Genomic DNA, 26,925 nt, shown 5'->3' on the forward strand with positions numbered 1-26,925 from the left:
TTTCGAAGGGCTCTGGAAGGGCTCTCGACGGGCTTGCGGCCGGGTTGCCGGCGGGTCGCCGGCGGGTCGCCGGCGGATTTTCGGGCGGGGCAGCCGCTACCAGGTGACGGGGAGTTCGTAGACGCCGTAGACCAACCCGTCGTGCTTGTACTCCAGTTGGTCGGGGTCCACCGCCAACCGCAGCGTGGGGATGCGGGAGTACAGGGTGCTGTAGACGACCTGGAGCTCGACGCGGGCCAGCGGCTGGCCGAGGCACTGGTGGACGCCGAAGCCGAAGGCGACGTGGTGCCGGGCGTCGCGGGTGAGGTCCAGGCGGTGCGGGTCGGGGAAGGCGCGCGGGTCGCGGTTGGCGACGTCCCCGGCGAGGATGACGCCCTCCCCGGCGCGGATCACCTGGCCGTCGAGCTCGATGTCCTCCAGTGCCACCCGGCGCCGCCCGGAGTGGGTGATGGTGAGGTAGCGCAGCAGTTCCTCGACGGCGCCGGCGACCACCTTCGGGTCGTCGGTCCCACGCAGCAGGGCGAGCTGCTCGGGGTGGCGCAGCAGCGCGACGGTGCCGAGCGCGATCATGTTCGCGGTCGTCTCGTGTCCGGCGCTGAGCAGCAGCACGCCCATCTGCGCAGCCTCGCGCCGCGTCATCTGCCCGGTGTCCACGCGCTGCGCGGCGAGCTTGGAGAGCAGGTCGTCGCCGGGTCGGGTCAGCTTGTCGCCCAGCAGGTCGTCGAGGTAGTCGATGAGCGCGGTCTGCGCGGCGACCACCTCGTCCGGGGTGGAGGTGCGGCGCACCACGACCCGGGTGTTGCGCTGGAAGAAGTCGTGGTCGGTGTAGGGCACGCCGAGCAGTTCGCAGATGACCAGGCTCGGGACCGGGGTGGCGAACGCCTCGACGAGGTCGGCGGGCTTCGGGCCGGCCAGCAGGCGGTCGATGAGGTCGTCGACGATGGCCTGCACCGACGGGCGGAGCGCCTCGACGTTCCGGATGGCGAACGGCCCGGTGACCATGCGGCGCAGCCGTGCGTGCTCCGGGTCGTCCATGGTGATGAAGGTGCGGCGGACCCGGTCGCTGACCTGGCCGGCTGCGTTGCGGAACGGGAAGCCGTCGTGGGTGGTGTCGGAGCTGAGGCGGGGATCGCCGAGCAGGGCCCGCAGCTGGTCGTAGCGGGTGACGATCCAGGGGCTGGTGCCGTCCCATATCCGGGCCCGGGCCAGCGGGGCGTCCTCCTCTTGCAGGGCGAGCAGGGAGGGCGGCGGGTCGAACGGGCACCCGCTCGCGCGGGGCGCGGGGTAGGCGAGGTGTTCCGACGGTGCGGCGGTCGAGGTCTCGGCCATGGGTTCCTCCTCGGCAGAGCGGCCACCCAACATCCCTAACGGCGTTAGGTGCCATGGGCAACGATATCGACCCCGTGTGTCACATCAACACCACGAAGTGACCACCGTCGCTATCCGGCCATCACCCGGTCGAGCAGGTCGTCCGCCCGGCGCGCGATGATCTCCCGGTCCGCCTCGAAGGGCAGCGCCATGGAGATGGCGACGATCCCGTGCAGCGCCGACCACAGCAGCAGCGCGTCCTTGCGGTCCCGCTCGCCGCACGGGTCGGCGCTCCGGCAGGCGGCGACCGCGTCCTGCCACACCCCGGACAGCAGCCACACCGGGTGCTGCGGGGAGTGCTCGCGCGGCGCCGCCACCCGCTCCAGACCGAACATCAGCCGGTAGCGGGTCTGGTTCTCCAGCGCGAAGCCGCAGTAGCGCTGGGCCATCGCCCGCAGCGCGGCCGGCGGCCCGGCCGCCTCCGCCCGGTCCCAGGTCGCGCGCAGGTCGGCGACGAGCGTCTCGTACGCCTCCTGGGTCACCGCCGCCACCAGGTCGGAGCGGTCCTTGAAGTGCAGGTAGATGCTGGGTGCGGAGATCCCCACCTCCCGGGCGACCGCGCGCAGCGACACCGCGTCCTCACGGCCGGCCGCCGCCAGCAGCCGTCCGGCCGCCGCCAGGATCTCCGCCTTCAGCGCGCCGCCTTCCCCCCACTGGCTGGGCGTGCGCCGCTTGAACCCCTCCGCCATCCCCGCTCCTTCCGCCGCGCTCCCTCCTATCAAAGCTGACCGAATTCCCCCACCCCCGCGCAAGGCGCTCTTGCGCGGGCCGGCCGCACCCGCACTCCCGTGACGGGTGCGGGTGCGGGTGCGGGTGCCGGTGCGGTGCGGGTGCCGGTGCGGTGCGGGTGCGCGGTGCGTTGCGGCCTCAGCCGCCCGCGGCGGCCGTCGCGGCCGGCTCCCGGGCCGCCGCGGTGGCGGGGGTGCCGCGCCGGCCCTTGCCGCCGCGCTGCTTGAAGCGGCGGCACGGCTCCTCGACGAGGAAGTACGACGCCAGCGCCATGATGAAGGTGGCGAGCAGGGTCGACGGGAAGAGCATCCGCCGCACCCCCAGGTCGCTGAGCAGGTGCATCAGCGGGTAGTGCCACAGGTAGAGGCCGTAGCTGAGGTTACGGCCGATCCAGGCGAGCGGCGCGATCGAGAGCACCTTCGCCAGCGGTGAGCCGGGCAGCAGTTCCAGCGCGGTGAGCAGCACCACCGTGAGCAGCGCGGTGACGAGGAACCCGACGGTGTACTCCGGCGCGATCCAGGCGCTGTGCCCGGTGATCTGGACCTGCCAGACGATCAGGCCCAGCAGCACGAACGCGGGCACCCACAGCCGTGCCGCCCAGGTCCGCAGCTTCTCCCGCCAGGGGTCGTCCGGGGCCAGCCGGGCCAGCAGGATCGCCAGTACCGCGCCCGCCAGCAGCTGGTCGGCGCGGGTGTCGGGGCCGTTGTAGATGCGGTGCGCGGCCTGCGCGTCCCACAGGTGGAAGCGCCACAGCAGGGGCAGCAGGGTCAGCACCGCCGCGGCGATCAGCACCGTACGGGCCCGCAGCTGGCGCAGCAGCAGGAGCAGCACCGGCGGCCACAGCAGGTAGAACTGCTCCTCGACGCCGAGCGACCAGGTGTGGCCGAGCGGCGCGGTGACGCCGGAGTAGGCGCCGGCCTGGGCCGCGCGGACCAGGTTGACCAGGGAGAAGGCGGACAGCAGCGCCGCCGAGACGCCGTGCCGGAAGGACTGGAGGGGCGCGAAGCTGAGCAGTGCGGTCATGACGCAGACCACCAGCAGCGCGGGCACCAGCCGCCACCAGCGGCGCCGGTAGAACTGCCACAGCCCGATGCCGCCGGTTCTGGCGAACTCCGCGAGCAGCAGCCGGGTGATCACGAACCCGCTGATCGTGTAGAAGATGTCCACCCCGATGGAACCGCCGGGCACCTTGTCGGGGTGGAAGTGGTAGATGATCACGAGCATCACGGCCAGGGTGCGCAGCCCGTCGATGCCGTCGACCCGCTTGCCGGGTGTCCGGACCGCCGAGGGGAACGCCTCGGCCTCCCGTCCTGCTGGTACCGCCTCTCGTCGACCGCTGTGCTGCCGCGTGTGGATGGGGGGTTGGCTGCTCACGCAGGTACCGCTTCCCTGCTATCGCTGATAGATGTCAAATGCACTCGCCTCAGCCAAGCAGTGCTTTGGTAAACGGCCAATAAAACGGAACCGGTCCCTCACACGATCCTCACAGCTCAACGCCCGGCCGGCGGACCGCCGCGCAGGTCACACCGGCGCACCGGAAAATCCCGGCAGTGCCAACTCACAGGAAGCGCAGAAGGAGTTGGCGACCGGCACCGGAACGGCCGCGGCGGGCTGCCCGGTTCGGGCGGCCCGCCGCGGCCGTCAACACCGCGTGGTGAACTTCACCCCACCGAGGAGTACGCCACCACGCCCCGCAGCAGCCCGTCCACGGCCTTGCGCGCGTTGCGCCGCACCGGGCTGTCCTCCGGCGCCGCGTTGCCGATCTGGCCGAGCACGTCGATGAGCTGCTTGCACCAGCGCACGAAGTCCCCGGCGGGCATGTCCGCGTCGGACAGCACCGCGTCCAGGCCGTGCCCGGACGCCCAGCGGTAGGCGGGCCAGGCGAAGCCGAGGTCCGGCTCGCGCTGGCCGACGCCCTCGGTCTGGCTGATCCGGTGGTCCTCCTCCAGCGCGTCCAGCCGGCCCCAGATCCGCACCATCTCGCCGAGCGCCGCCTTCGCGTTCCCGGTCGGGAGCTTCGGCAGCACCGAGTCGTCGGACTGCCGGGACTCGTAGACCAGCGCCGAGGCGCACGCGGCGAGTTCGGCCGGGCCGAGCCCGTCCCACACTCCGTCGCGCAGGCACTCGCTGGCCAGCAGGTCCAGTTCGCCGTAGAGCCGGGCCAGCCGGCGCCCCTCGGGGGTGACGGTGTCGCCGTCGAGGTAGCCCAGTTCGCCGAGCACCGCGCAGACCCGGTCGAAGGTGCAGGCGATGGTGTTGGTGCGGCCGGCGATCCGCCGCTCCAGCTGCTGGGTGTCGCGGCGCAGCCGCTGGTAGCGCTCGGCCCACCGGGCGTGGTCCTCGCGGTCCGCGCAGCCGTGGCAGGGGTGCGCGCGGATCTCGGCGCGCAGCCGGGCGATCTCGGTGTCGTCGGCGGCCGCCGAGCGCTGCTTGCGGTGCCGGGAGGGCGCCGCCCAGCCGGCGGTGCCGGCCTTGCTGCGCATCGCCGAGGCGAGGTCGCGCCGGGACTGCGGGCTGCGCGCGTTGAACGACTTGGGGATGCGCATCCGGTCCAGTGCCTCCACCGGCACCGGGAAGTCCAGCTGGGCCAGCCGCTTGACCTGGCGCTCGGCGGTGAGCACCAGCGGGCGCGGCCCGTCGTGGTACTCCTCGCCGCGCCGGTGCCCCGTGACCCGGCCGGCGGGCACCCCCGGGTCCAGCACGAGCGCGAGCCCGGCGTACTTCCCCGCGGGCACGTGGATGATGTCGCCCGGCTTCAGCTTCTCCAGCGCCGCCGCGGCGGCGGCCCGGCGCTGCGCGGCGCCCTGCCGGGCGAGGTCGGCCTCGCGCTCCTTCAGCTCGCGGCGCAGCCGCATGTAGGCGTCGAAGTCGCCGAGGTGGCAGGTCATCGACTCCTGATAGCCGTCGAGCCCCTCTTCGTTGCGCTGCACCTGCCGGGCGATGCCGACCACCGAGCGGTCGGCCTGGAACTGCGCGAAGGACGTCTCCAGCAGTTCCCGGGAGCGGTGCCGCCCGAACTGCCCGACGAGGTTGACCGCCATGTTGTACGACGGCTTGAACGACGAGCGCAGCGGGTACGTCCGGGTGCCGGCCAGGCCGACGACGGCCCCCGGGTCGAAGCCGCGCTGCCACAGCACCACCGCGTGGCCCTCGACGTCGATGCCGCGGCGCCCGGCGCGGCCGGTGAGCTGGGTGTACTCGCCGGGGGTGATGTCGGCGTGGGTCTCGCCGTTCCACTTCACCAGCTTCTCCAGCACCACCGAGCGGGCCGGCATGTTGATGCCCAGCGCCAGGGTCTCGGTGGCGAACACCGCCTTGACCAGGCCCTTGACGAACAGCTCCTCGACCACCTCCTTGAAGGTGGGCAGCATCCCGGCGTGGTGGGCGGCGATGCCGCGCTCCAGGCCCTCCAGCCACTCGAAGTAGCCCAGGACGTGCAGGTCCTCGTCGGGGATGGCGCGGGTGCGCTCCTCCACGATGGACCGCACCCGCAGCCGGGCGTCGTCGTTGTTCAGCCGCAGGCCCGCGTACAGGCACTGCTGGACGGCCGCCTCGCAGCCGGCCCGGCTGAAGATGAAGGTGATCGCGGGCAGCAGGCCCTCGCTGTCCAGCCGGTCGATGACCTCGGCGCGGCTGGGCGTCCAGATCCGGCTGCGGGCGCGCCGCTCGCGCTCCCGGTCCGCCTCCCGGCCGCGGCGGCCGCGCGGGTAGGTGCGCTGGTTCTCCATCCGGGCGAGCCGCTCGAGGTCGGCGTTGACCTCGCGGCGCCCGCCGGGGTCGGCGGGCCCGGACTTCTCCTCGAACAGGTCGTACATCCGCCGCCCGGCCAGGACGTGCTGCCACAGCGGCACCGGCCGGTGCTCGGAGACGATCACCGCGGTGTCGCCGCGTACGGTGTCCAGCCAGTCGCCGAACTCCTCCGCGTTCGACACCGTCGCCGACAGCGACACCAGGGTCACCGACTGCGGCAGGTGGATGATCACTTCCTCCCACACCGCGCCCCGGAAGCGGTCGGAGAGGTAGTGCACCTCGTCCATCACCACGTAGCCGAGGCCGTCGAGGGCCGGGGAGCCCGCGTAGAGCATGTTGCGCAGGACCTCGGTGGTCATCACGATCACGGGCGCGTCGCCGTTGACGCTGTTGTCACCGGTGAGCAGGCCGACCTTCGCGGCGCCGTAGCGTTTCGCCAGGTCGTTGTACTTCTGGTTGGACAGGGCCTTGATGGGCGTGGTGTAGAAGCACTTGCGGCCCTCGGCCAGGGCCAGGTGGACGGCGAACTCGCCGACGATCGTCTTACCCGAGCCGGTGGGGGCGGCGACCAGGACTCCGCTGCCGCCCTCCAGCGCGCGGCAGGCGTCTATCTGGAACGGGTCGAGGCCGAACTCGTACAGCTCGCGGAACTGCGCGAGCGCGGTGGCGTTCTCTGCGGCGCGGCGACGGCTGGCGGCGTAGCGCTCGGCTGGCGACATCTCTTCGGTCATCTCCTGCACGAGCCTACCCGGGGGCACCGACACCGTGCGTGATCTTTACCGCCCGACTCCCGCCGGGGGGCTCACACCAGCAGGTGCAGGGCGCCCGGTACGGTCCGCGCGGTCAGCGGCAGCGGGCCGAGCGGCTCCCCGTCGGCGTACCCGGTGACGCCCGCCGCGCTCAGCCGCACCCGTGCCGCCCGGTGCACCGTGACCACGGGGTGCGCGGTGTGGGTGCCGCGGTAGACGCGGGGGAAGACCCGCAGCAGCGTGGTGCGGCTGCACGGGCCGACCACGCACACGTCGAAGAGCCCGTCGTCGGGCCGCGCGCCGGCGCAGATGCGCATGCCGCCACCGTAGGAGGTGCCGTTGCCGACGGCTATCAGGGTCGCCTCCACCTGCTGCTCAGGGGCGTCGTCGAAGGCCACCGTGTAGGGGATCGGGCGCAGCGCGGCCAGTTCGGCGAGCATCGCCGCGTCGTAGCGGAAGCGGCCGCCGGGGAAGCGCATCCGGTTGCCCCGGTCGTTGACCCGCGAGTCGAAGCCCGAGGCCAGCACGGTGCCGAACCAGGTGTCGCCGACCCGTCCCAGGTCGATCCGGCGGGTACGGCCCTCGGCCAGCGCCCGCGCGAGGGTCCGCCCGGCGGCGGCCGGGTCCTTCACCGGCAGGCCGTTGGCCCGCGCGAAGTCGTTCCCGGTGCCCACGGCGACCACGCCCAGCGGCGTGTCCGTGCCCGCCACCGCCTGGAGCGCCAGCGACACCATCCCGTCGCCGCCGACGGCCACCACCGCCGCGGTGCCGTCCGCCACCGCGGCCCGCATCCGCGCCACCGCGTCGGCCGCGTCCGCGCCGACCTCCTCCCGCACCTGGAACCCGGCCGCCCTCAGCTCCCCCGCCGCACGCCCGCCCGCCGCAGCGGCCCGCCCCCGCCCGGCCGCCGGATTCACGGCCAGCGTGATCTCCCTGCCCACCCCCGCGCTCCCCTTCCCCCGGGCTGACCGCCCCTTGCGTTACGTGTGTGCCCGCGCCCCGGCGACGGCGAGCCGCCAGAACAGGGGCGCGGGGAACGGCGCGACCGGCCCGCCACCGGGGCGCACCCGGAAGACGAACAGGACCCCGCAGCGGGGAGCCGCTACGTGGCGTCGCCGTAGTCGTCGTCGGAGGTGCGGCGCTCCGCGTCGGCGTCGAACGGCTGCGCGGCAACCTGCTCGGGGACGTAGTCGAGGCTGGACGCCTCGTCGGGGTCGAGCGCGAAGTCGGGATCGGCCGAGCGGCGGCGGTCCCGGCGGCGGTCGTTGAAGAAGCAGACGATCATCGCGAGGAAGTACAGCAGCACGATGGGCGCGGCGAGCAGCGACATCGACAGCGGGTCACCGGTAGGCGTGGCCACGGCCGCGAAGACGGTGATGCCGATGACCATGCCGCGCCACCACCCGAGCATCCGCCGCCCGGTGACCATGCCGGTGAAGTTCAGCAGGACCAGCACCAGGGGCAGCTCGAAGGCGAGGCCGAAGACGATGATCAGCCGGGCCACGAGGTCGAGGAAGTCGTCCAGCGGCAGCAGGTTCGTGGTGTCGCTGGGGACGAACCCGATCATGATCCGCGCGGTCTGCGGCAGGATCTCGTACGCGAGCACGGCGCCGGCCAGGAACAGCGGCACACCGGCGGCGACGAAGCCGAGCGTGTAGCGCTTCTCGTTCTTGTGCAGCCCGGGCGCGAGGAAGGCCCACAGCTGGTAGAGCCACACCGGGGAGGAGACGACCACGCCGGCCATCAGCGAGACCTTCAGCGCGATCGAGAAACCGCCGAGCAGACCGCTCACGGTCATCTGCGCGCACGCCTCGGTGTGCGTCTTCTGCTCGGCGGTGGGCACCGCGCCGTTCACACAGCGGACGTTCGCCGGGATGCGGTGCTGGAGCAGCTCGATGATGTGCTTGTAGAACACCGCCGCCACGATCGTGACGACGAGGATCGCCAGGACCGACTTGAACAGCCTGTTGCGCAGCTCACGCAGATGGTCCGCGAGGGGCATCCGGCCCTCGGGGTCCTTCGTCGCCTGCTTGCGGGCAGTCTTGAGCACCCACGTCCTCGTCTCGTGCGGCAGCCGCCACCGGAGCACCCGGTCCCGGCTTGGTCCTTCACCTGTCGCCGGTCGCCGCGGGGGACGGCCGGGCGGCGGTAACGGTCTCGGATCAGCTCTGGCTGGTGGTGCGGGCCGGCTCGCTCACCGGGCGCGCGCTGGCGGTGTCGCCCGGGGCGGACTGGATGGTACGGGCGGCGGTCTGCGGCGCGGCGGCACCGTCGGCCTGCGCGGTGCTGTCACTCTTCATCGCCTTGGCCTCGCTCTTGAGGATGCGGGCGGACTTGCCGACCGAACGCGCGAGGTCGGGAAGCTTCTTCGCGCCGAACAGGACGACGACGACGGCGATGATGAGGAGGATTTCCAGGGGTTTCAGGTTGCTGAGCATCGAAGGTCCACCTTCTCACCTTGGCGGCGTGGTCCGTGCGCCCACGGTCCGGAGCCGGGCGGGTGCCCGAAGCCGTGCCGCGCGGTGATCGTAGCGCGCGGCTGCGGACGGCGACGTAAGCACCGTCGTCCACCCGGCTGCGGCCCGAGTCGCGCCTGGTTCGCGGGCCGCCGGGGCAAGAGTACCCTCACCTGCCGGAATCGCGGCAGGTCTCAGCGGCGTGAGATCTCCCCGGTCCGCTCGGCCAGCGGAACCGCGGCCCGGCGCAGCCGCTCGCTCGCCGCGGTCAGCGCCTCGGTGCTGGCGGTGACCTGGTGGGCGAGTGCCTGGACGGCCGCGAAGACCCGGACCGCGAGCGCGCCGAGCACCAGCAGGCCGGCGGTCGACAGCCCGACGTAGAGAAAAAGCCACCACATGAGGCGCGAGCCTATCGGGCGCCGGGTGGGGGCAGGCCGCAGCCCGCCGCCGCACGGCCCGCCGGGGGTTCGGCCGGCGGCTCGAGCGGGGGTTCAGCCGCCGGTCAGCCGCATCGTGGGCACCCCGCCGCCGGTGAGCAGCTCGACGATCCGCTCCCCGGCCGGCTTGCGGACGGCCTCGCCGCACTCGGGGCAGGTGAAGGAGTAGAAGGTGCTGCGGGAGGAGGCGCCGATGGCCAACCGCAGTGCTCCGGCGTCCAGTTGGAAGCTGCTGCGGCAGTGCGTGCAGTTCGCCCGGAACACCGCCGCGGGCGCCGCCGCGGCGTCCTGCGGCTCCGCGTCGTCGTCACGTTGGGCATCGTCCTGCGGCGGGCGGGCCGCCCGGAGCATACCGCCGCCCGTGGCGTCACTCACCGTACGCGGCCAGGGCCCGTACCGCCGCCTCGCGGGCGCCCTCGGCGAGGTCGGGCGGCGATACGATCCGGCCGTCGCGGCCCAGCCGCAGCGCCAGCCGGCGCAGCGAACCGGGGTCGGGCGTGCGCAGGGTGATCCGCAGGCCGCCGTCGGGCAGCTCCTCGGCGCTGTCGTGCGGGTAGTACTCGGCGACCCAGCGCCCGCCGGGCCCGACCTCGACCACCACCTCGGGATCGTCGCCGGCCGGCTGCACCAGGCCCTGGGACAGGTCGCGCGGCTCGATCCTGGGCGGGTCGGACGGCTCGTCCAGCAGCCGGATCTCCGCGACCCGGTCCAGCCGGAAGGTGCGGCGGTCCTCCGACAGCCGGCACCAGCCCTCCACATAGGTGTGGCCGACGGCGAACAGCCGGATCGGGTCCACCTCGCGGTCGGTGAGCGTGTCGCGGGCCGGCGAGTAGTAGCGCATCCACAGCCGGCGGCGCTCGGTCAGCGCGCGGTCGACGGTGGCGAACACGCTGCCCTCGGACTCGAAGGTCACCGACAGCCGGCCGCTGGCCCCGGCCGCCTCGCCGGCCGCCGTCTCCAGCTTCGCCGCCGCGCGCTGGAGCGCCTGCCGGTCGCCCTCGCGCAGCCCGGGCAGATTGGCCACCGCGCGGGCGGCCACCAGCAGCGCGGTCGCCTCGTCGGCGGCCAGCCGCAGCGGCTGCGCCACGTCGTCCGCGGTGCCGGGGTTGTGCCACCAGATCCGCTCGCCGTCGGTGTCGATGTCGAGCAGGTCGCCGCCGCGGAAGCTGGTGCCGCACAGCGGCAGGACGTTCAGGTCGCCGATCAGCTCGGCCTCGCTCACCCCGAAGGCCCGCGCCACCTCGCTGACCCGCGCCCCGGGCCGCTCGCGCAGATACGTCACCAGGGACAGCATCCGGCGGGTCTGGTCGATCGCGTTGCTCATCGGTCGCTCCCCCAGCACTGGATCACGGTCAGCCCTTCGCCACGGCGCGCAGCCGGTCCACCAGCTCCACCCGCAACTCCTCGGGCGCCACCACGACCACGTCCGGGCCGAACTCGGCCAGCCACGCGTCCAGGCCGTGCCCGTACGGGACCTCCAGCTCGTCCCACTCCGCGTCGACCGGGGTGGTGGCCACCGCGCGGGCGCGCAGCGGGTAGCCGCTGTCGCGGCGCAGTCTGATCCGCGCGGTGGCGGCGGTGGCGCCCTCGCCGGCCCAGCGCGCCACGGCCTCGCGGACGTCGATGTGGTCGGGCACCTCCACGGTGAAGGCGCCGCGCGCCCTGACCCGGCCGGAGATCCGCGACAGCCGGAAGACCCGCACCTCGCCGCGGTCGCGGTCGTGGCCGGCCAGGTACCAGTGGCCGCGCCAGCACTCCAGCGCCCACGGCTCGACCAGCCGCGGCTCGGGCCGTACGGCGTTGGCCTTGCGGTAGTCGAAGGCGACCGCCTTGCGTTCGCGGGTGGCGACCATCAGCGCCTCGAAGGCCGGCTCCGGCGCCGGGATACGGGGCTCCAGCGCGGTGGTGGTGTCCTCGTACGGCACCCCGGCCGCGCGCAGCTTCTGCAACGCCCCGCTGGCGGCCTCGGCGAGCCGGGCCTGCTGCCAGACCTTCGCGGCCAGCGCGAGCGCGGCGGCTTCCTCGGGGTCCAGGGCGATGTCCGGCAGGCGGTTGCGGTCGCTGCGGGCGAGGTAGCCGAACTCGCCGTCGATGCTCTCCACGGTGTCGATGACCAGGCCGAGTTCCCGCAGGTCGTCCTTGTCGCGCTCGAACATCCGGTTGAACGCCTCGTCGGAGGTGACCTCGTGGTACGCCTCGATCGAGGCGCGCAGGTCGCGCTTGCTGACCGGGCGCCGGGTGTTCATCAGGCACAGCGCGAGGTTCATCAGCCGCTCGGCCTTGGCGATCGCCATCAGTACGCCCTCATCCGTGTGTTCTCCCGCCCGGCGCGCCCGCGGGCGTGGCCCCGCTGAACCGTACCGCTCAGCGGCGCCGCCCCCAAAACCCGCGGCCCCCGCCGGACAGCGGCGGGGGCCGAGGTCAGCGCACCGGGGGCGCCCCGGTGCGCGGTGGTCAAACGCTCGTCCGATCAGGCGCTCGTCCGATCAGGCGCTCGTCGGATCAGATGCTCGTGCGGTCAGACGCTCACGAGGTCGCAGACGAAGATCAGGGTCTCGCCCGGGCCGATGGCGGCGCCGGCGCCGCGGTCGCCGTAGGCGAGGTGCGCGGGGATGGTCAGCTGGCGGCGGCCGCCGACCTTCATGCCCTGCACGCCCTGGTCCCAGCCGGCGATGACCTGGCCGACACCGAGCTGGAACTGCAGCGGCACGCCGCGGTTCCAGCTCGCGTCGAACTCCTCGCCGGTGGAGAACGCGACGCCCACGTAGTGGACGGAGACGGTGTCGCCGGCCTTCGCGACCGGGCCGTCGCCCTCCCAGATGTCCTTGACCTCGAGGCCGGCCGGCGGCTCGCCGCCCGGGAAGTCGATCTCGGGCTTGTCGATGCTCACTGCGGTGCTCCTTGTGCTGTTGCGGGCAACCCGAACAGTCTTGCAGACCTCAGAGGATGGCCAGCACGTCGAGGGTGAAGACCAGCGTCGCGTTCTTCGGAATGCCGCTGCCCGACGGCGGGTTGGCACCGTAGGCGAGTGAGCCGGGGGTCACCAGCAGGATGCGGCTGCCGGCCTTCTTGCCGACCAGGCCCTCCTGCCAGCCCTTGATGAGCTGGCTCAGCTCGAACGCCGCCAGCTGGCTGCGGCTGTAGCTGGAGTCGAACTCCTTGCCGGTGGTCCACACCTTGCCCTGGTACTGCGCCAGCACCGCGTCGGTGGACTTGATCACCGGGCCGTCGCCTTCGAGGATGTAGGCCGAGACGAGCTTGGTGGGGGCCTTGGCGCTCTTCGGGATGGTCAGCGAGGGCATCTTGCCGTCGGTGTTGGTGCCGACCTTCGGCAGGGCCGCGTCGTTCTGCGCGACCGCCTTGCCCTTGGCGGAGCTCTTCGCGTCGAAGCGGTCGAGCACGTCGATGACGAACACCAGCGTGTCGGTGCCCTTGATGCCGGCCTGCGAGTTGCCGCTGCTGCCGTAGCCGAGCGACGGCGGGATCGCCATCTCCACCCGGCTGTGGACGCTCTGGCCGACCAGGCCCTGGTCCCAGCCGGGGATGAGCTTGCCCTCGCCGATCACGTTCGTGTACGGGCTCTTGCCGAAGGAGGTGTCGAAGACCTTCCCGGTGTTCCAGATCTGCCCCAGGTAGTTCACCTGGACGTAGTCGCCGCTGGCGATCTTCGCGCCGTCGCCCTTGATCACCGTCTTCACGGCGAGGTCGGAGGAAGGGGTGCCGGTGCCCTTGGCGACGGTGGGCTTCTGGTTGAAGCCGGTGCCCGCGGTGATCCCCGGCACCGGGCCGGAGACGATCTTCGCCGTCGGGGTCGCCGAGGCGCTCGGCGAGGCGGCCGAAGTGGTCGCCGACGGCGACGAACTGGGCTTCGCCGAGCCGCTCTTGCTGTCGCTGCCGCAGCCGGCGGCGGTGAGCAGGAGCGCGGGTACGGAGAGCAGTACTGAGCGTCGGCGCACGGAAATCCTCGTTACGGTCGTCGGAGTGGGGGCCTGCTGGGTCGATCCATGGCGGAGAACACGAGTACAGCCCCCACACCCTACGGCGTGCCGCAGGCCCCGTACGAGATACGCACGGGGCCTGCGCGGCCGGTGGGGCCGAAGGTGGCGGATGCCGGGTCACATACCGGGTCACATACCGGCGATCAGCTTCTCCACCCGGTCGTCCACCGACCGGAACGGGTCCTTGCACAGCACGGTGCGCTGCGCCTGGTCGTTGAGCTTCAGGTGCACCCAGTCGACGGTGAAGTCGCGGCGCTGCTCCTGGGCGCGGCGGATGAAGTCGCCGCGCAGCCGGGCCCGGGTGGTCTGCGGCGGCACCGACTTCGCCTCGAAGATCTTCAGGTCGCTGCAGATCCGCTTGGCCTGGCCCTTCCGCTCCAGCAGGTAGTACAGCCCGCGCCGGCGGTGGATGTCGTGGTACGCGAGGTCTATCTGCGCGACCCGCGGGTGGGACATGGTGATGTTGTCGCGGTTGCGGTAGCGCTCGATCAGCTGGTACTTCATCACCCAGTCGATCTCGGTGCCGATCTTCGACAGGTCGCCGCTGCCGATGGACTCCAGGGCCCGGCCCCACAGCTCCAGCACCTGGTCGATGACGCCGCTGCGGATGCCGCGGCGCTCGCAGAACTCGACGGCCTTGGAGTAGTACTCCTGCTGGATGTCGAGCGCGGACGCCTCCCGGCCGGAGGCGAGCCGCACCTTGCGGCGGCCGGTGATGTCGTGGCTGACCTCGCGGATGGCCCGGATCGGGTTCTCCAGGGTCAGGTCGCGCATCACGGTGCCGGCCTCGATCATCCGCAGCACCAGGTCGGTGGCGCCGACCTTGAGCAGCATCGTCGTCTCCGACATGTTGGAGTCGCCGACGATGACGTGCAGCCTGCGGTACCGCTCGGCGTCGGCGTGCGGCTCGTCCCGGGTGTTGATGATCGGCCGGGAGCGGGTGGTCGCCGAGCTGACGCCCTCCCAGATGTGCTCGGCGCGCTGGCTGACGCAGAAGACCGCGCCGCGCGGGGTCTGGAGCACCTTGCCCGCGCCGCACAGCAGCTGGCGGGTGACGAGGAAGGGAATCAGGATGTCCGCCAGCCGGGAGAATTCCCCGTGCCGGGCGACCAGGTAATTCTCGTGGCAGCCGTAGGAGTTGCCGGCCGAGTCGGTGTTGTTCTTGAAGAGGTAGACGTCGCCGGCGATGCCCTCTTCGTGCAGGCGCCGCTCGGCGTCCACCAGAAGGCCCTCGAGGATGCGTTCCCCGGCTTTGTCGTGCGTGACGAGTTCGGTGACGTTGTCGCACTCGGGAGTGGCGTACTCCGGGTGCGAGCCGACGTCGAGATAGAGGCGGGCCCCATTGCGGAGGAAAACATTGCTGCTGCGGCCCCATGACACGACACGGCGGAAGAGGTACCGCGCCACCTCGTCAGGGGACAGACGCCGCTGTCCCCTGAACGTGCATGTGACGCCGTACTCGTTCTCCAGCCCGAAAATGCGGCGGTCCATGTCTGAACATTACGCCTGATCCGACGTGCTGAAACGGGGATCGGGGGCACGGTTTGGATCTTTTTCCGTGACCTGCCGACCGGTTTCGACCTCGCGGGGCGTCAGGATTCGCCCGGTGGACAGCAGTACGCCCAGCGCCACGGCCCCGCAGGCGGCGCAAACCCCGAATCCGGCGGAGGTTCCGACGTGTTGCGCGGCGACCCCGGCGACCGCGGTGCCCAGCGCCGCGCCGACCCCCATGGCGGTCACCACCCAGGAGAACGCCTCCGTGACGGTGCCCGGCGGGGCGTGTCGGTCGACCACCAGGAAGGCGCAGGCGAGGGTGGGCGCCAGGAAGAGCCCGGACAGCGCGGCGAGCGGCAGCATCCAGCCCAGCGCGGGGGCGAGCAGCAGCGGCGGGTAGCAGGCGGCCAGGCCCACCGCGAGCAGCCGCAGCCGCCGCTCGGGGGCGCCGGCGAAGGTGCGGGTGCCGTAGACCAGGCCGCCGGTCAGCGCGCCGAAGCCGTTGGCGGCCAGCAGGTAGGACGCGGCGGAGCCGCCGCCGTGCGCGTCCCCGTAGGCGACCGCGGCCAGCGAGAAGGCGCCCAGCGCGATGCCGACGAAGAAGCAGGCGCCCAGCAGCGCCAGCAGCCCGGGCGAGCGCAGCGCGCCCAGCCAGTGCGGCTCGCGGACCTCGGCGCGCCACTGCCGGGACGGCCCGGAGGTGACGACGATCAGGGTGCCGGCCACGCCCAGCAGCCCGGTGAGGACCACCGCGGCGGCCTCGGAGGCGGCCGCGACCGCCGCGGTGACCAGCAGCGGCCCCAGCGTGAACAGCACCTCCTGGGCGGCGGCGTCCAGTGCGTAGGCGCGGCGCACCTGCTCCTCCCGGTCCAGCACCGCCGGCCACAGCGCCCGCAGGCCGCCTTCCAGCGGCGGTGTGGCGACCCCGGCGAGCAGCACCGCGGCGACCGCGACGGGCAGCGGGCGCGGGCCGTTGGCGGCGAGCAGCCCGAACCCGGCCGCCGACAGCAGCGCGGCCCCCGCCATCACCCGCGGCTGCCCCCTGCGGTCCACCGCCCGCCCGAGCAGCGGCTGGCCGAGGGCGACCGCGAGCCCGTACAGCGCGGACAGGGTGCCGGCCAGGCCGTAGCCGGCGCCGTGCGCCCGGACGAACAGCACGATCGCCAGCCCCGACATCGCGTTGGGCAGCCGGCCCAGCAGGGTGCCGCCGAGCAGCCGCGCGGCGTGCCGGGTCCGCAACAGGTCGCCGTAGCCGCTCGCCATCGCCCCTCCGCAAGTCAGTGTTACGTATAACGTCGTCGGCGTCATACGTACCATGTCGACAGCTCACGGGTCCAGACCGTGGGGCGGGTTCCAGGAAGGCGGCGGGCGAGGTGGCCGGGAGCGATCGACCCACATCGCGCGATGTGGCGCGGGTGGCCGGCGTGTCGCAGGCGACGGTGTCGCTGGTGCTCGGCGGGAAGTGGCGCGGGCGGGTCTCGGAGCGCACCGCGGAGGCGGTGCGGGGGGCGGCCGGGGAACTGGGGTACCGGCCGAACGCGGCCGCGCGCAGCCTGCGGCTGGGGCGGACCAGGACAGCGCTACTCGTGGTGCCCGCGCTCACCCACGAGTACTTCGCCCGGGTCTACGCCGGGGCCGCGCGGGTGGCCGACGCGCACGGCTTCGGGGTGGTGCTCTACCCCTCGCCCGAGGGGGTCGGGCCGGCCCGTGACCCGTTCGGGCCCGCGCGGGCCGCGATCGACGGGGTGATCGCTTCCTCCATGGCGGCCGACGCGCTCGCGGGGATCGCCGAGGGCGGGCTGCCGCTGGTCATGCTGGACAGCGGGCCCGGGGCGGCGGGCGGTCCGCCGACGGTCGACCTCGCCGTCGCGGACGGCATCCGCCAGGTGGTGCGGCACCTCGTGGGGCTCGGCCACCGCAGGATCACGCATCTCGCGGCCGACGTGGACACCTGGACGTTCCGGGTGCGGGCGCAGACCGTCCGCGAGGAGCTCGCGGGCGTCGAGGGGGCCCTGCCGGGGATCGAGCGGTGCGGGCTGAACGTCCGTGCGGCTCATGACGCGGCCGTGCGCGCCCTCACCGGGGCCGGGCCCCGACCCACCGCGCTCCTCTGCGACGGCGACATCCTCGCCGCCGGCGCCTGCAAGGCCGCGCGGCGGCTCGGGCTCCGGGTGCCGCAGGACCTGTCCGTCTCGGGCTTCGACGATCTCGAACTCGCGACCGCGCTCGATCCCGAGCTCACCACGGTGCGGCTTCCCGCCGAGGAGGTCGGGGCGCAGGGTATGGCCACGTTGCTCGGGTGCATTGACGGGGTGCCCGTCGCCCCGGTCGAGCTGCCCGTCCAACTCGTTCCCCGCGGGTCCACTGCGTTGGCGCCGTGACGGTCCGTGCCACTTGCCGCACGCGCGCGACTGCCGGTGCGCGGTGGCTGGTCGCGCAGTTCCCCGCGCCCCTGGGTGCTTGCCCCTTGCGGTACGCACCTAACTGCCGGCGCACCGTGGCTCGGCGCGCAGTTCCCCGCGCCCCTGGGTGAGTGCGGCTGCTCCGCAGCGCACAGCGACGCAGGGACGCGGGTAGTCCCCCAACCGACGGGACCGGGCTGGCCCGAGGGGCCCAGGGGCGCGGGGAACTGCGCGACCAGCCCACCACCCACAGGTGGTCCCCCGACCCACAGGACCAGCCCACCCCGGGGGCAGGGGCGCGGGGAACTGCGCGACCAGCCCACCACCGACAGGTGGTCCCCAACCGACAGAACCGGGTTGGCCGGGGGGAGGGGCGGGGAGGGCTACTCCTCTTCTTCGTCCGAGGGGTCGTCCGTCTTCGTGGTGGCCGCGCTGTCGGACTCGAGGAGGCGGGAGAGCTGGCGGCCGAGGATGCGCTTGAACTTGCGCTGCTGGGGCCGGGTGCGGTCGAGGACCGCGACCTCGAGCTGCTCGGCGGTGAGCTGCCGGTCACTCCCGCCGTTGGAGTCGCGCCCGAGGGACTCGACGGCCAGCGCCAGCGCCTCCGCCAGGGTCATGCCGTCGCGGTGCCGCTGGTCGAGGTAGCTGCCGATCTGGTCGGAGTTGCCACCGACGGCGACGGCACCGTGCTCGTCGACGATGGACCCGTCGTGCGGCAGCCGGTAGATCTGGTCGTCCTCGGCCGCGGCGCCCACCTCGGCCACGATCAGCTCCACCTCGTACGGCTTCTCGCCGACGCTGGAGAAGATGGTGCCGAGGGTCTGCGCGTAGACGTTGGCGAGGCCGCGCGCGGTGACGTCGTCGCGGTCGTAGGTGTAGCCGCGCAGGTCGGCGTAGCGCACCCCGCCGATCCGGAGGTTCTCGAACTCGTTGTACTTGCCGACGGCGGCGAAGGCGATCCGGTCGTAGATCTCGCTGACCTTGTGGAGCGCCCGCGAGGGGTTCTCGGCGACGAAGACGATCCCGTCGACGTACTGGAGCACCACGACGCTGCGGCCGCGCGCGATCCCCTTGCGGGCGTACTCCGCGCGGTCCGCCATGGCCTGCTGGGGCGAAACGTAAAAGGGCGTGGACACCGGCTCAACCGTGCCTTTCTGCTGTCGTCGGCGCTGCTGCGTAGGTCAAGGGCCGCGGCGGGCGCGGCGGGTGAGCGGGCGTCACAGCACCTCGGCCTGCGGGCCGTCGGGGTGTTCGAGCCGGCCGTCGAGCACCGAGCGGGCGATCGCGGCGACGTCGGACTCCTCGAGCCGGCGGAAGCCGTCCTCGGTGATGACGGTGACGATCGGGAAGATCTGCCGGGTCAGGTCCGGGCCGCCGGTGGCCGAGTCGTCGTCGGCCGCGTCGTACAGCGCCTGGATGACCGCGGTGACGGTCTGCTGCTCGGTCTGGTCGCGGCGGTGGAGCTTCTTCAGCGCGCCGCGGGCGAAGACCGAACCGGAGCCGGTGGTGGCGAAGTTGACCTCTTCGGTGCGGCCGCCGGTGATGTCGTAGGAGAAGATGCGGCCCTTGGCGCGGTCGGTGTCGTAACCGGCGAAGAGGGGGACCACGGCGAGGCCCTGCATGGCCATCGCGAGATTGCCGCGGATCATGGTGGACAGCCGGTTGGCCTTGCCCTCCAGGGAGAGCGTGGCGCCCTCGATCTTCTCGTAGTGCTCCAGCTCCAGCTGGAAGAGCTTGACCATCTCGACCGCCAGGCCGGCGGTGCCGGCGATGCCGACCGCGGAGTACTCGTCGGCCGGGAAGACCTTCTCGATGTCGCGCTGGGCGATCACGTTGCCCATGGTGGCGCGGCGGTCGCCGGCGAGCACGACGCCGGAGTCGAAGACGGCGGCCACGATGGTGGTGCCGTGCGGCAGCTCAACCGCGCCCTTGACCGCGGGCAGCGCCCGGTTGCCGGGCAGCAGCTCGGGCGAGTGCTCGCCGAGGAAGTCGAGGAACGACGACGAGCCGGGCGTCAGGAAGGCAGCCGGCAGATGCCCGGGCTTACGAGTGTTGGCTTCCACGCGATTCCTTCCACACGATCATGGTGTTTGCTACGGACCCTACCCATGGGCCCCGCATCCATCCGCCCCGCGGTCCACAGGACGCGGGGCGGACGAACGGGTGAGCGGCTACTCGCCGCCCTTCTGGACGAAGGAGCGCACGAAGTCCTCGGCGTTCTCCTCCAGGACGTCGTCAATCTCGTCGAGGACCGAGTCCACGTCGTCCGAGAGCTTCTCGTGGCGCTCCTTGAGGTCCTCGGCGGCCTTGGTGTCCTCCTGGACCTCCTCGGCCTCGTCCGTGGAACGCGTAGCCCGCTGCTGTCCGCCGTCGGTGTCCTTGGTAGCCATGTCCCTCACCCCGCTCGGTTGCGTGCGTACAAGATCAGACCCTACAAGGAGGGTCCGACTACGGCCCTCGAATACGACAACGTCCGAGTGCTAGGGACTTGATTCCCGGTTCCGGGCCGTTTCAGCCGCGGATCAGCCACCGGACAGCACGCGGACCAGCTCGTCGGCCGTGCGGCAGCGGTCCAGCAGGTCCTTGACGTGCTCCCGGGTGCCGCGCAGCGGCTCCAGGGTGGGCACGCGCTGGAGCGAGTCGTGGCCGGGCAGGTCGAAGATCACCGAGTCCCAGGAGGCGGCGGCCACGTCGTCGGCGTACTGCTCCAGGCAGCGGCCGCGGAAGTAGGCCCTGGTGTCCTCCGGCGGGCGCTGTACCGCCCGCAGCACCTCGTCCTCGGTCAGCAGCCGCTTGACCCGGCCGCGGGCCGCCAGGCGGTTGTACAGGCCCTTGTCGGGGCGCACGTCGGCGTACTGGAGGTCGACCAGGTGCAGCCGGGCGGCGTCCCAGTCCAGGCCGTCGCGGCGCCGGTAGCCCTCCAGCAGCTCCAGCTTCGCCACCCAGTCCAGCTCGCCGGACAGGCTCATCGGGTCGGTCTCCAGGCGGCCCAGGACGTCCTCCCAGCGGGTCAGCACGTCCCTGGTCTGCTCGTCGGCGTCGGCGCCGTAGCGCTCCTCGACGTACTTGCGGGCGAGGTCGAAGTACTCCATCTGGAGCTGTACGGCCGTAAGTTTACGGCCGTTGCGCAACGTGATGAGCCGGCGCAGCCCGGGGTCGTGGGAGACCTCGTGCAGGGTCCGCACCGGCTGGTCCACCGCGAGGTCGACCTTGATGAACCCCTCCTCGATCATGGACAGCACCAGCGAGGTGGTGCCCAGCTTGAGGTAGGTGGAGATCTCCGAGAGGTTGGCGTCGCCGATGATCACGTGCAGCCGGCGGTACTTCTCCGCGTCGGAGTGCGGTTCGTCCCGGGTGTTGATGATCGGGCGCTTGAGGGTGGTCTCCAGCCCCACCTCGACCTCGAAGTAGTCCGCGCGCTGGCTGAGCTGGAAGCCGTCCTCGTGCCCGTCCTGGCCGAGGCCGACCCGCCCGGCGCCGGTGACCACCTGCCGGGAGACGAAGAACGGCGTCAGGTGCCGGACGATGTCCGAGAACGGGGTCTCCCGGCGCATCAGGTAGTTCTCGTGGGTGCCGTAGGAGGCGCCCTTGTTGTCCGTGTTGTTCTTGTAGAGCAGGATCTGCTGGGCGCCGGGCAGCTGGGCGGCGCGCACCGCCGCCTCGGCCATGATCCGCTCCCCCGCCTTGTCCCACAGCACCGCGTCGCGCGGGTTGGTGATCTCCGGCGAGGAGTACTCCGGATGGGCGTGGTCGACGTAGAGCCGGGCGCCGTTGGTGAGGATCACGTTGGCGAGGCCGATGTCCTCGTCGGTGAGCTGGGTGGAGTCGGCCGCCTCCCGGGCGAGGTCGAAGCCGCGGGCGTCCCGCAGCGGGTTCTCCTCCTCGAAGTCCCAGCGTGCGCGCCGCGCCCGGTGCATCGCCGCCGCGTAGGCGTTGACGATCTGGGACGAGGTGAGCATGGCATTGGCATTGGGGTGGCCGGGGACGGAGATGCCGTACTCCGTCTCGATACCCATTACTCGCCGTACGGTCATGCGGCCCTCCTTGCCCGGCTCCGGCCCGTCCGGGCCCGAAACACACCGGCTGCGGGTACCCGCTGGTCGGGACCCGCAGCCGGAGGGTAGTGCTTACAGATACTGTCCGGTGTTCGCCACGGTGTCGATGGAGCGTCCGGTGTCCGCTCCCTGCTTTCCGGTCACCAGGGTGCGGATGAACACGATCCGCTCGCCCTTCTTGCCGGAGATCCGCGCCCAGTCGTCGGGGTTGGTGGTGTTCGGCAGGTCCTCGTTCTCCTTGAACTCGTCCACGCACGCGGCGAGCAGGTGGTTCACCCGCAGCCCGCGCTGGTCGTGGTCGAGGAAGTCCTTGATCGCCATCTTCTTCGCCCGGTCCACGATGTTCTGGATCATCGCGCCGGAGTTGAAGTCCTTGAAGAACAGGACCTCCTTGTCACCGTTGGCATAGGTGACCTCCAGGAAGCGGTTCTCCTCGCTCTCGGAGTACATCCGCTCGACCACCGACTGGATCATGGCGTCCACGGTGCCGGCCCGGGACTGGCCGTGCTCGGCGAGGTCGTCGGAGTGCAGCGGGAGGGTGTCGACCAGGTACTTGGAGAAGATGTCCTTGGCCGCCTCGGCGTCCGGACGCTCGATCTTGATCTTCACGTCGAGCCGGCCGGGGCGCAGGATGGCCGGGTCGATCATGTCCTCGCGGTTGGAGGCGCCGATCACGATCACGTTCTCCAGGCCCTCGACGCCGTCGATCTCGGCGAGGAGCTGGGGGACGATGGTGTTCTCCACGTCGGAGCTGACGCCCGAGCCGCGGGTGCGGAACAGGGACTCCATCTCGTCGAAGAAGACGATGACCGGGGTGCCCTCGGAGGCCTTCTCCCGGGCCCGCTGGAAGACCAGGCGGATCTGCCGCTCGGTCTCGCCGACGTACTTGTTGAGCAGCTCGGGACCCTTGATGTTCAGGAAGTAGCTCTTGCCCTGCGGCCGGCCGGTGACCTCGGCGACCTTCTTGGCGAGCGAGTTGGCGACCGCCTTGGCGATGAGCGTCTTGCCGCAGCCGGGCGGGCCGTACAGCAGCACGCCCTTGGGCGGCCGCAGTTCGTACTCCTTGAACAGGTCGGCGTGCAGGTAGGGCAGCTCGACCGCGTCGCGGATCTGCTCGATCTGGTTGCCGAGGCCGCCGATCTGCCGGTAGTCGATGTCGGGGACCTCTTCGAGGACCAGCTCCTCGACCTCGCTCTTGGGCACGCGTTCGTACACGTAGCCGGAGCGGGGTTCGAGCAGCAGCGCGTCGCCGGTGCGCAGGGTGCCGTCGAGCAGCGGCTCGGCGAGCCGGACCACGCGCTCCTCGTCGGTGTGCCCGATCACCAGGGCGCGCTCGCCGTCCTCCAGGATCTCCTTGAGGGTGACGATGTCGCCGACCAGCTCGAACTCCATCGCCTCCACGACGTTCAGCGCCTCGTTGAGCATCAGCTCCTGGCCGCGCTTGACCTCGTCGAGTTCGACGGACGGGCTGACGTTGACCCGCAGCTTGCGGCCGCCGGTGAAGATGTCGGCGGTGCCGTCGTCGTTGGCCTGTAGGAACACCCCGAAGCCGGCCGGTGGCTGGGCCAGCCGGTCGACCTCCTCCTTGAGGGCCACGATCTGGTCGCGGGCCTCGCGCAGGGTGCTCGCGAGCCGTTCGTTCTGTGCGGAGACGCCCGCCAGGTTGGTCTGCAGCTCGACGATCCGCTCCTCGAGAATCCTCGTGTGCCGCGGAGAGTCGGCGAGCTTGCGTCGCAGGACGGCGATCTCCTGCTCAAGAAAGGCGACCTGGCTCATGGGGTCTTCCGAACCACGAGCGGGTCGGCCGCCACGGTTGAATTCGTCGTCGTGGGCCGCCACGGTCCTCACCTCCTCCAAGGGGAGCTGGACGTTCCCAGACCCTACCTGGGCTGGTAGGGGTTGAAACCCCTAGATCACAAAGACGATCGCGGTGTGTCCGATCTTCACCCTTGCGCACGTCCCTCCGCCACTGGGATACCCGCCGATCTCCATTCGAAAGCCGCCGGTTGTATCGTCGTTCGGGTCAACAGCCGCCGGGGGCTGTTGCTTCCCCGGGTGCTTCCCCGGTTATTTCCGGAACGACGAACGGCAGGGATGGGTTCCGCGTGAGCGACAGCCAGGGCCAGGGCGCAGCCGAGGCACTAGAGGTCTGGATCGACCAGGACCTGTGTACGGGCGACGGGATCTGCGTGCAGTACGCGCCCGAGGTGTTCGAGTTGGACATCGACGGGCTGGCGTACGTCAAGGACTCCGACGACGAGTTGCGCCAGTCCCCGGGCGCCACCGTGCCCGTGCCGCTGCCGCTGCTCACCGACGTGGTGGACTCGGCCCGGGAGTGCCCGGGCGAGTGCATCCATGTGCGGCGGGTGGCGGACCGGGTCGAGGTGTACGGCCCGGCGGCCGACTGACCGCGGCGGCCCTCGGCTCAGACGGCCCCGGCGGCCGGGCCGGGCAGCGCCACGTACCGGTCGCCGCGCCACTCCCAGGTGTAGGTGCGCTTCAGGTCCGGGCAGCAGCGGGCGACGTCGTCGCTGGAGAAGCCGAGCACGGTGGCCTTGACGGTGTCGCCGTCCAGCCGGAAGTCGGAGATCTGCCGGTCGTCCTGGGGCCTGACCAGGGTGACCGCGATCTTCGGGGCGCCGCCGGGGTGGGCCGGGGCGGACAGCACGTACACGCCGCTGGGCGGGGTGCCGGTGTCGGAGTGGCAGCGGACCACGACGGCGGTCTCGGGCCGCCCGTCGCCGTCGAAGTCGGCCGAGACGTGCGAGATCACGTCCACCTTGGCGCCGGGGGCGCAGGTCAGCGGGTAGCTGACGGCGTTCGGGTCGGGCGCGGCGACCGGCGGCCCGGATGTCGTCGCGGCGGGTCTGGCGGCGGCCTTGGGGCTGGCGTCCGCGGGCTGCACCAGGGCCATGGCCCCGACCAGGGCGCCCACGGCGGCGGCCGTGGTGATCCAGTGCACAGCGCGGCTGTGCGTGTGCGGAAGGGCCTGACCTGCGGAGGGCTGCACTCGCCTGGCTCCTGGGGGTTCGGTCTGCGGGGGTGGCCAGCATGGTGCCACACGTCACACGGGCGCGGTACGGCGGGGGCGGTGCGGACCCGGGCCGCCGGTCCCCGCGGTCTCGCCGGTGGGCCCGGCCCCCGTCCGGTACGTCCCCAGGTGGCGGAAAAGCGCCGCGCCGCCGCCGGCGGCCCGGGCGGGCAAACCGGCGGCGGCGCGGTGAAGTTGGCCGGAAACGGACCTCAGCTGTCGGCGCCGCTCCCGCCGCCCGGGCCGGTGTAGTCCTCGCCGTAGGCGCCCTTGGCGGGGCGGCGGCGGCGCAGCGGCGGCTCGACGCCGTCGGCCAGCCGCCGGGCGGTGAGGAGGAAGCCGGTGTGGCCGATCATGCGGTGGTCGGGCCGGACCGCGAGCCCCTCGACGTGCCAGGTGCGGACCATCGACTCCCAGGCGGCCGGCTCGTTGAAGGTGCCGTGCTCGCGGATCGCCTCCACGGTGCGGGCGAGCTGGGTGGTGGTGGCCACGTAGGCGCACAGGATGCCGCCGGGCACCAGGGCCTTGGCGACGGCCTCCAGGCACTCCCAGGGCGCGAGCATGTCGAGGACGACCCGGTCCACGTCGGTGTCCGACAGGTGGTCCTGGAGGTCGCCCACGGTGAGCTGCCAGGCCGGGTGCGGGCCGCCGAAGTAGCGCTCGACGTTCTGGGTGGCGATCTCGGCGAAGTCCGCCCGGCGCTCGTAGCTGTGCAGCATGCCGTGGTCGCCGATCGCGCGGAGCAGGAAGCTGCTCAGCGAGCCGGAGCCGACGCCTGCCTCGACCACCCGGGCGCCGGGGAAGATGTCGGCCATCGCCAGGATCTGCCCCGCGTCCTTGGGGTAGACCACGGCGGCGCCGCGGGGCATGGACAGGACGTAGTCGGGGAGCAGGGGGCGCAGCGCGAGGTAGGCGACGTTTCCCGTGGTCCGCACCACACTGCCCTCGGGGGCACCGATCAGCTCGTCGTGCGGGAAAGCGCCCTTGTGGGTGTGGAACTGCTTTCCGGCTTCGAGCGTGAACGTGTAGTGGCGTCCCTTGGGGTCGGTGAGCTGGACCTGGTCCCCGACTCTGAAAGGCCCGCGCCTGCGGGCTGCACCAGTCGGTTCGGACATAGGACCACCTTAGTGGCTCGCGGCACCCGTTCCGACGGCGGCCACGGGCGGGTGGTCCGCGGTGCCAGGCGGCGCGATACCAGGCCGCGCGGAACTAGGCCGCGCGGGACATGGCGGCGACGAAGGCGCGCTCGACGTCGGCGGTGGACAGGACGCCGTAGATCTCGCCGGTGGGCTCCACCACGAGGTACTCGGTGGAGGGGGTGGCGCGCAGGGTGTCGAGGAGTTCCTCGCCGGTGAGGTCGGCGGACACCCGCATCCCCGGGCGCAGGTCGTGGGACAGGCCGCTGACCGCGACCCAGGGGCGCCGGTGCTCGGGCACCGAGATGATCGCCGACTCGCGCACCAGCGCCGTCGGGTCGCCCTTGCCGTCCACGACGACCAGGGCCCGCGCGCCCGCCTCGTTCGCCCGGCGCAGCGCCTCGGACAGCGGGGTGTCGGAGGAGACCGGCACGGCCCGCCGGGTCAGGGTGCGCGCCCGCAGGTCGGGCAGGCGCTCGCGCAGCCGCGCCATCCGCAGCCCGTTGCCCGCGCCGGTCCACATGATCGCGGCGAGGATCGCGGCCAGCAGCGCGTCGGTGAGCGAGTCCGCGCCGCTCTCTCCGCCGCCCCGCAGGTAGGACAGCATGGGCATGCCGATCAGGACGGCCAGCGCGAGCACCCGCCCGGCCCAGGCGGCCGCCACGGTGCCCTTCATCGGGTCGCCGCTGAGCTTCCAGACCACCGCCCGCAGCATGCGGCCGCCGTCCAGCGGGAGTCCGGGCAGGAAGTTGAAGATCGCCACGATCAGGTTGCTGACCGTCAGCCCGGCGAGCAGCACCCCGGGCACGGTGCCGCGGTCGACGAGTTGCATCCCGCCGTAGAAGACCCCGGACAGCACCAGCGACAGCAGCGGCCCGACGAAGGAGAGCATGAACTCGCGGCCGGGGGTGTCGGAGTCCTTCTCGATCTCCGAGACGCCGCCGAAGAACTGGAGTTGGATGCGGCGCACCGGCAGGTCGAACCGGATCGCCGCCACCGTGTGCGCCAGTTCGTGGACGAGCACCGAGGCGTAGAAGGCGACCGCGAAGAAGAGCGAGACGAGGTAGCGGACGCCGCCGAGGTCGGGCAGCACATGGTCGAGCTGTCCGCCGAAGACCCAGGTGATCAGCGCGGCGACCAGGAACCAGCTGGGGGCGACGTAGATGGGGACGCCGAGGAACCTGCCCATGAGGATGCCGCCGCCCGGCTCCCTCGGCTGCTTGTCCGTGCCGTCCTCGCCGCCGCGGCCCGGCGTGCGGGTGTTCCGGGACGGTGGACCGCCGCTCTCGCTCACTCATTCCCCTTCTGAAAACAGACCCC

Annotated in this window: 25 protein-coding genes; 2 read left to right on the forward strand and 23 right to left on the reverse strand. The window is 72.2% G+C overall.

Annotated elements, in window-relative coordinates; all coding sequences use genetic code 11:
- Window positions 1-96: 96 nt before the first annotated feature.
- The 15 genes from AC3ERT_RS10930 to AC3ERT_RS11000 all read right to left on the reverse strand — a co-directional run bounded on the left by AC3ERT_RS10930 (window position 97) and on the right by AC3ERT_RS11000 (window position 16,244).
- Window positions 97-1,329, reverse strand: coding sequence for a cytochrome P450 (locus AC3ERT_RS10930; RefSeq protein ID WP_435173804.1), 1,233 nt, complete (start codon window positions 1,327-1,329; stop codon window positions 97-99).
- 110 nt (window positions 1,330-1,439) lie between these two features.
- On the reverse strand, window positions 1,440-2,057 hold the full coding sequence (locus AC3ERT_RS10935) for a TetR/AcrR family transcriptional regulator (RefSeq protein ID WP_335975412.1): 618 nt from the start codon (window positions 2,055-2,057) through the stop codon (window positions 1,440-1,442).
- A 178-nt stretch (window positions 2,058-2,235) separates the two neighbouring features.
- Entirely contained in the window at window positions 2,236-3,471 is a 1,236-nt protein-coding gene (locus AC3ERT_RS10940) for an acyltransferase family protein (protein WP_435173806.1), read from the reverse strand.
- A 287-nt stretch (window positions 3,472-3,758) separates the two neighbouring features.
- The gene (locus tag AC3ERT_RS10945) at window positions 3,759-6,578 is read right to left on the reverse strand and encodes a DEAD/DEAH box helicase (RefSeq protein WP_435173808.1); all 2,820 of its coding nucleotides are present in this window, start codon (window positions 6,576-6,578) and stop codon (window positions 3,759-3,761) included.
- Window positions 6,579-6,649: 71 nt separating this feature from the next.
- The gene (locus tag AC3ERT_RS10950; RefSeq protein ID WP_435173810.1) at window positions 6,650-7,537 is read right to left on the reverse strand and encodes a diacylglycerol kinase; all 888 of its coding nucleotides are present in this window, start codon (window positions 7,535-7,537) and stop codon (window positions 6,650-6,652) included.
- Window positions 7,538-7,698: 161 nt separating this feature from the next.
- The gene (gene tatC, locus AC3ERT_RS10955; RefSeq protein ID WP_435136134.1) at window positions 7,699-8,646 is read right to left on the reverse strand and encodes a twin-arginine translocase subunit TatC; all 948 of its coding nucleotides are present in this window, start codon (window positions 8,644-8,646) and stop codon (window positions 7,699-7,701) included.
- A gap of 112 nt (window positions 8,647-8,758) precedes the next feature.
- Window positions 8,759-9,034 carry a Sec-independent protein translocase subunit TatA gene (tatA, locus tag AC3ERT_RS10960; RefSeq protein ID WP_335975395.1) on the reverse strand — a complete coding sequence of 92 codons (276 nt, stop codon included), beginning with the start codon at window positions 9,032-9,034 and terminating at the stop codon, window positions 8,759-8,761.
- Window positions 9,035-9,246: 212 nt separating this feature from the next.
- Window positions 9,247-9,450 carry a hypothetical protein gene (locus AC3ERT_RS10965; RefSeq protein WP_335975391.1) on the reverse strand — a complete coding sequence of 68 codons (204 nt, stop codon included), beginning with the start codon at window positions 9,448-9,450 and terminating at the stop codon, window positions 9,247-9,249.
- A 93-nt stretch (window positions 9,451-9,543) separates the two neighbouring features.
- A complete protein-coding gene (locus tag AC3ERT_RS10970) occupies window positions 9,544-9,864 on the reverse strand; it encodes a hypothetical protein (protein WP_435173812.1) in 321 nt (106 codons plus the stop codon).
- On the reverse strand, window positions 9,857-10,813 hold the full coding sequence (locus AC3ERT_RS10975; RefSeq protein WP_335975385.1) for a helix-turn-helix transcriptional regulator: 957 nt from the start codon (window positions 10,811-10,813) through the stop codon (window positions 9,857-9,859). The genes AC3ERT_RS10970 and AC3ERT_RS10975 overlap by 8 nt, the downstream gene beginning before the upstream one ends.
- 28 nt (window positions 10,814-10,841) lie before the next feature.
- Window positions 10,842-11,783 carry a helix-turn-helix transcriptional regulator gene (locus tag AC3ERT_RS10980; protein WP_335975382.1) on the reverse strand — a complete coding sequence of 314 codons (942 nt, stop codon included), beginning with the start codon at window positions 11,781-11,783 and terminating at the stop codon, window positions 10,842-10,844.
- 224 nt (window positions 11,784-12,007) lie between these two features.
- A complete protein-coding gene (locus AC3ERT_RS10985; protein ID WP_435136145.1) occupies window positions 12,008-12,379 on the reverse strand; it encodes an FKBP-type peptidyl-prolyl cis-trans isomerase in 372 nt (123 codons plus the stop codon).
- Between the two features lie 49 nt (window positions 12,380-12,428).
- Window positions 12,429-13,445 carry an FKBP-type peptidyl-prolyl cis-trans isomerase gene (locus tag AC3ERT_RS10990; RefSeq protein WP_435136148.1) on the reverse strand — a complete coding sequence of 339 codons (1,017 nt, stop codon included), beginning with the start codon at window positions 13,443-13,445 and terminating at the stop codon, window positions 12,429-12,431.
- 171 nt (window positions 13,446-13,616) lie between these two features.
- Window positions 13,617-14,978 (reverse strand): Pup--protein ligase, encoded by a 1,362-nt coding sequence (pafA, locus tag AC3ERT_RS10995; RefSeq protein ID WP_328461949.1) that lies wholly within the window; start codon window positions 14,976-14,978, stop codon window positions 13,617-13,619.
- Window positions 14,979-14,987: 9 nt separating this feature from the next.
- Entirely contained in the window at window positions 14,988-16,244 is a 1,257-nt protein-coding gene (locus AC3ERT_RS11000) for an MFS transporter (protein ID WP_435173814.1), read from the reverse strand.
- Between the two features lie 152 nt (window positions 16,245-16,396).
- Here AC3ERT_RS11000 and AC3ERT_RS11005 point away from each other — a divergent pair, with 152 nt between their 5' ends.
- Window positions 16,397-17,362 carry a LacI family DNA-binding transcriptional regulator gene (locus tag AC3ERT_RS11005; RefSeq protein ID WP_435173816.1) on the forward strand — a complete coding sequence of 322 codons (966 nt, stop codon included), beginning with the start codon at window positions 16,397-16,399 and terminating at the stop codon, window positions 17,360-17,362.
- A gap of 404 nt (window positions 17,363-17,766) precedes the next feature.
- Here AC3ERT_RS11005 and prcA read toward each other — a convergent pair whose 3' ends face one another.
- The 5 genes from prcA to arc form a co-directional block, all read right to left on the reverse strand.
- Window positions 17,767-18,519: a proteasome subunit alpha gene (gene prcA / locus AC3ERT_RS11010; RefSeq protein ID WP_335975363.1), complete on the reverse strand. Its 753-nt coding sequence runs from the start codon at window positions 18,517-18,519 to the stop codon at window positions 17,767-17,769.
- Window positions 18,520-18,600: 81 nt separating this feature from the next.
- Window positions 18,601-19,446, reverse strand: coding sequence for a proteasome subunit beta (gene prcB / locus AC3ERT_RS11015; RefSeq protein ID WP_435173818.1), 846 nt, complete (start codon window positions 19,444-19,446; stop codon window positions 18,601-18,603).
- Window positions 19,447-19,554: 108 nt separating this feature from the next.
- Window positions 19,555-19,773, reverse strand: a complete 219-nt coding sequence (locus AC3ERT_RS11020; protein WP_335975358.1) for a ubiquitin-like protein Pup — start codon at window positions 19,771-19,773, stop codon at window positions 19,555-19,557.
- 132 nt (window positions 19,774-19,905) lie between these two features.
- Window positions 19,906-21,417 carry a depupylase/deamidase Dop gene (dop, locus tag AC3ERT_RS11025; RefSeq protein WP_335975355.1) on the reverse strand — a complete coding sequence of 504 codons (1,512 nt, stop codon included), beginning with the start codon at window positions 21,415-21,417 and terminating at the stop codon, window positions 19,906-19,908.
- A 93-nt stretch (window positions 21,418-21,510) separates the two neighbouring features.
- Window positions 21,511-23,277, reverse strand: a complete 1,767-nt coding sequence (gene arc / locus AC3ERT_RS11030) for a proteasome ATPase (protein ID WP_335975352.1) — start codon at window positions 23,275-23,277, stop codon at window positions 21,511-21,513.
- 266 nt (window positions 23,278-23,543) lie between these two features.
- Between arc and AC3ERT_RS11035 the strand changes: the two genes are divergently transcribed.
- Complete coding sequence (locus AC3ERT_RS11035; RefSeq protein WP_335975348.1) at window positions 23,544-23,846, forward strand: ferredoxin; 303 nt, start codon at window positions 23,544-23,546, stop codon at window positions 23,844-23,846.
- A 17-nt stretch (window positions 23,847-23,863) separates the two neighbouring features.
- Here AC3ERT_RS11035 and AC3ERT_RS11040 read toward each other — a convergent pair whose 3' ends face one another.
- The 3 genes from AC3ERT_RS11040 to AC3ERT_RS11050 form a co-directional block, all read right to left on the reverse strand.
- The gene (locus AC3ERT_RS11040; RefSeq protein WP_335975346.1) at window positions 23,864-24,400 is read right to left on the reverse strand and encodes a hypothetical protein; all 537 of its coding nucleotides are present in this window, start codon (window positions 24,398-24,400) and stop codon (window positions 23,864-23,866) included.
- A 281-nt stretch (window positions 24,401-24,681) separates the two neighbouring features.
- Window positions 24,682-25,584 carry a tRNA (adenine-N1)-methyltransferase gene (locus AC3ERT_RS11045; protein WP_335975342.1) on the reverse strand — a complete coding sequence of 301 codons (903 nt, stop codon included), beginning with the start codon at window positions 25,582-25,584 and terminating at the stop codon, window positions 24,682-24,684.
- A 94-nt stretch (window positions 25,585-25,678) separates the two neighbouring features.
- Entirely contained in the window at window positions 25,679-26,899 is a 1,221-nt protein-coding gene (locus AC3ERT_RS11050; protein WP_435173821.1) for a site-2 protease family protein, read from the reverse strand.
- Window positions 26,900-26,925 lie beyond the last annotated feature (26 nt).

This window comes from Actinacidiphila sp. bgisy145, assembly GCF_057708125.1.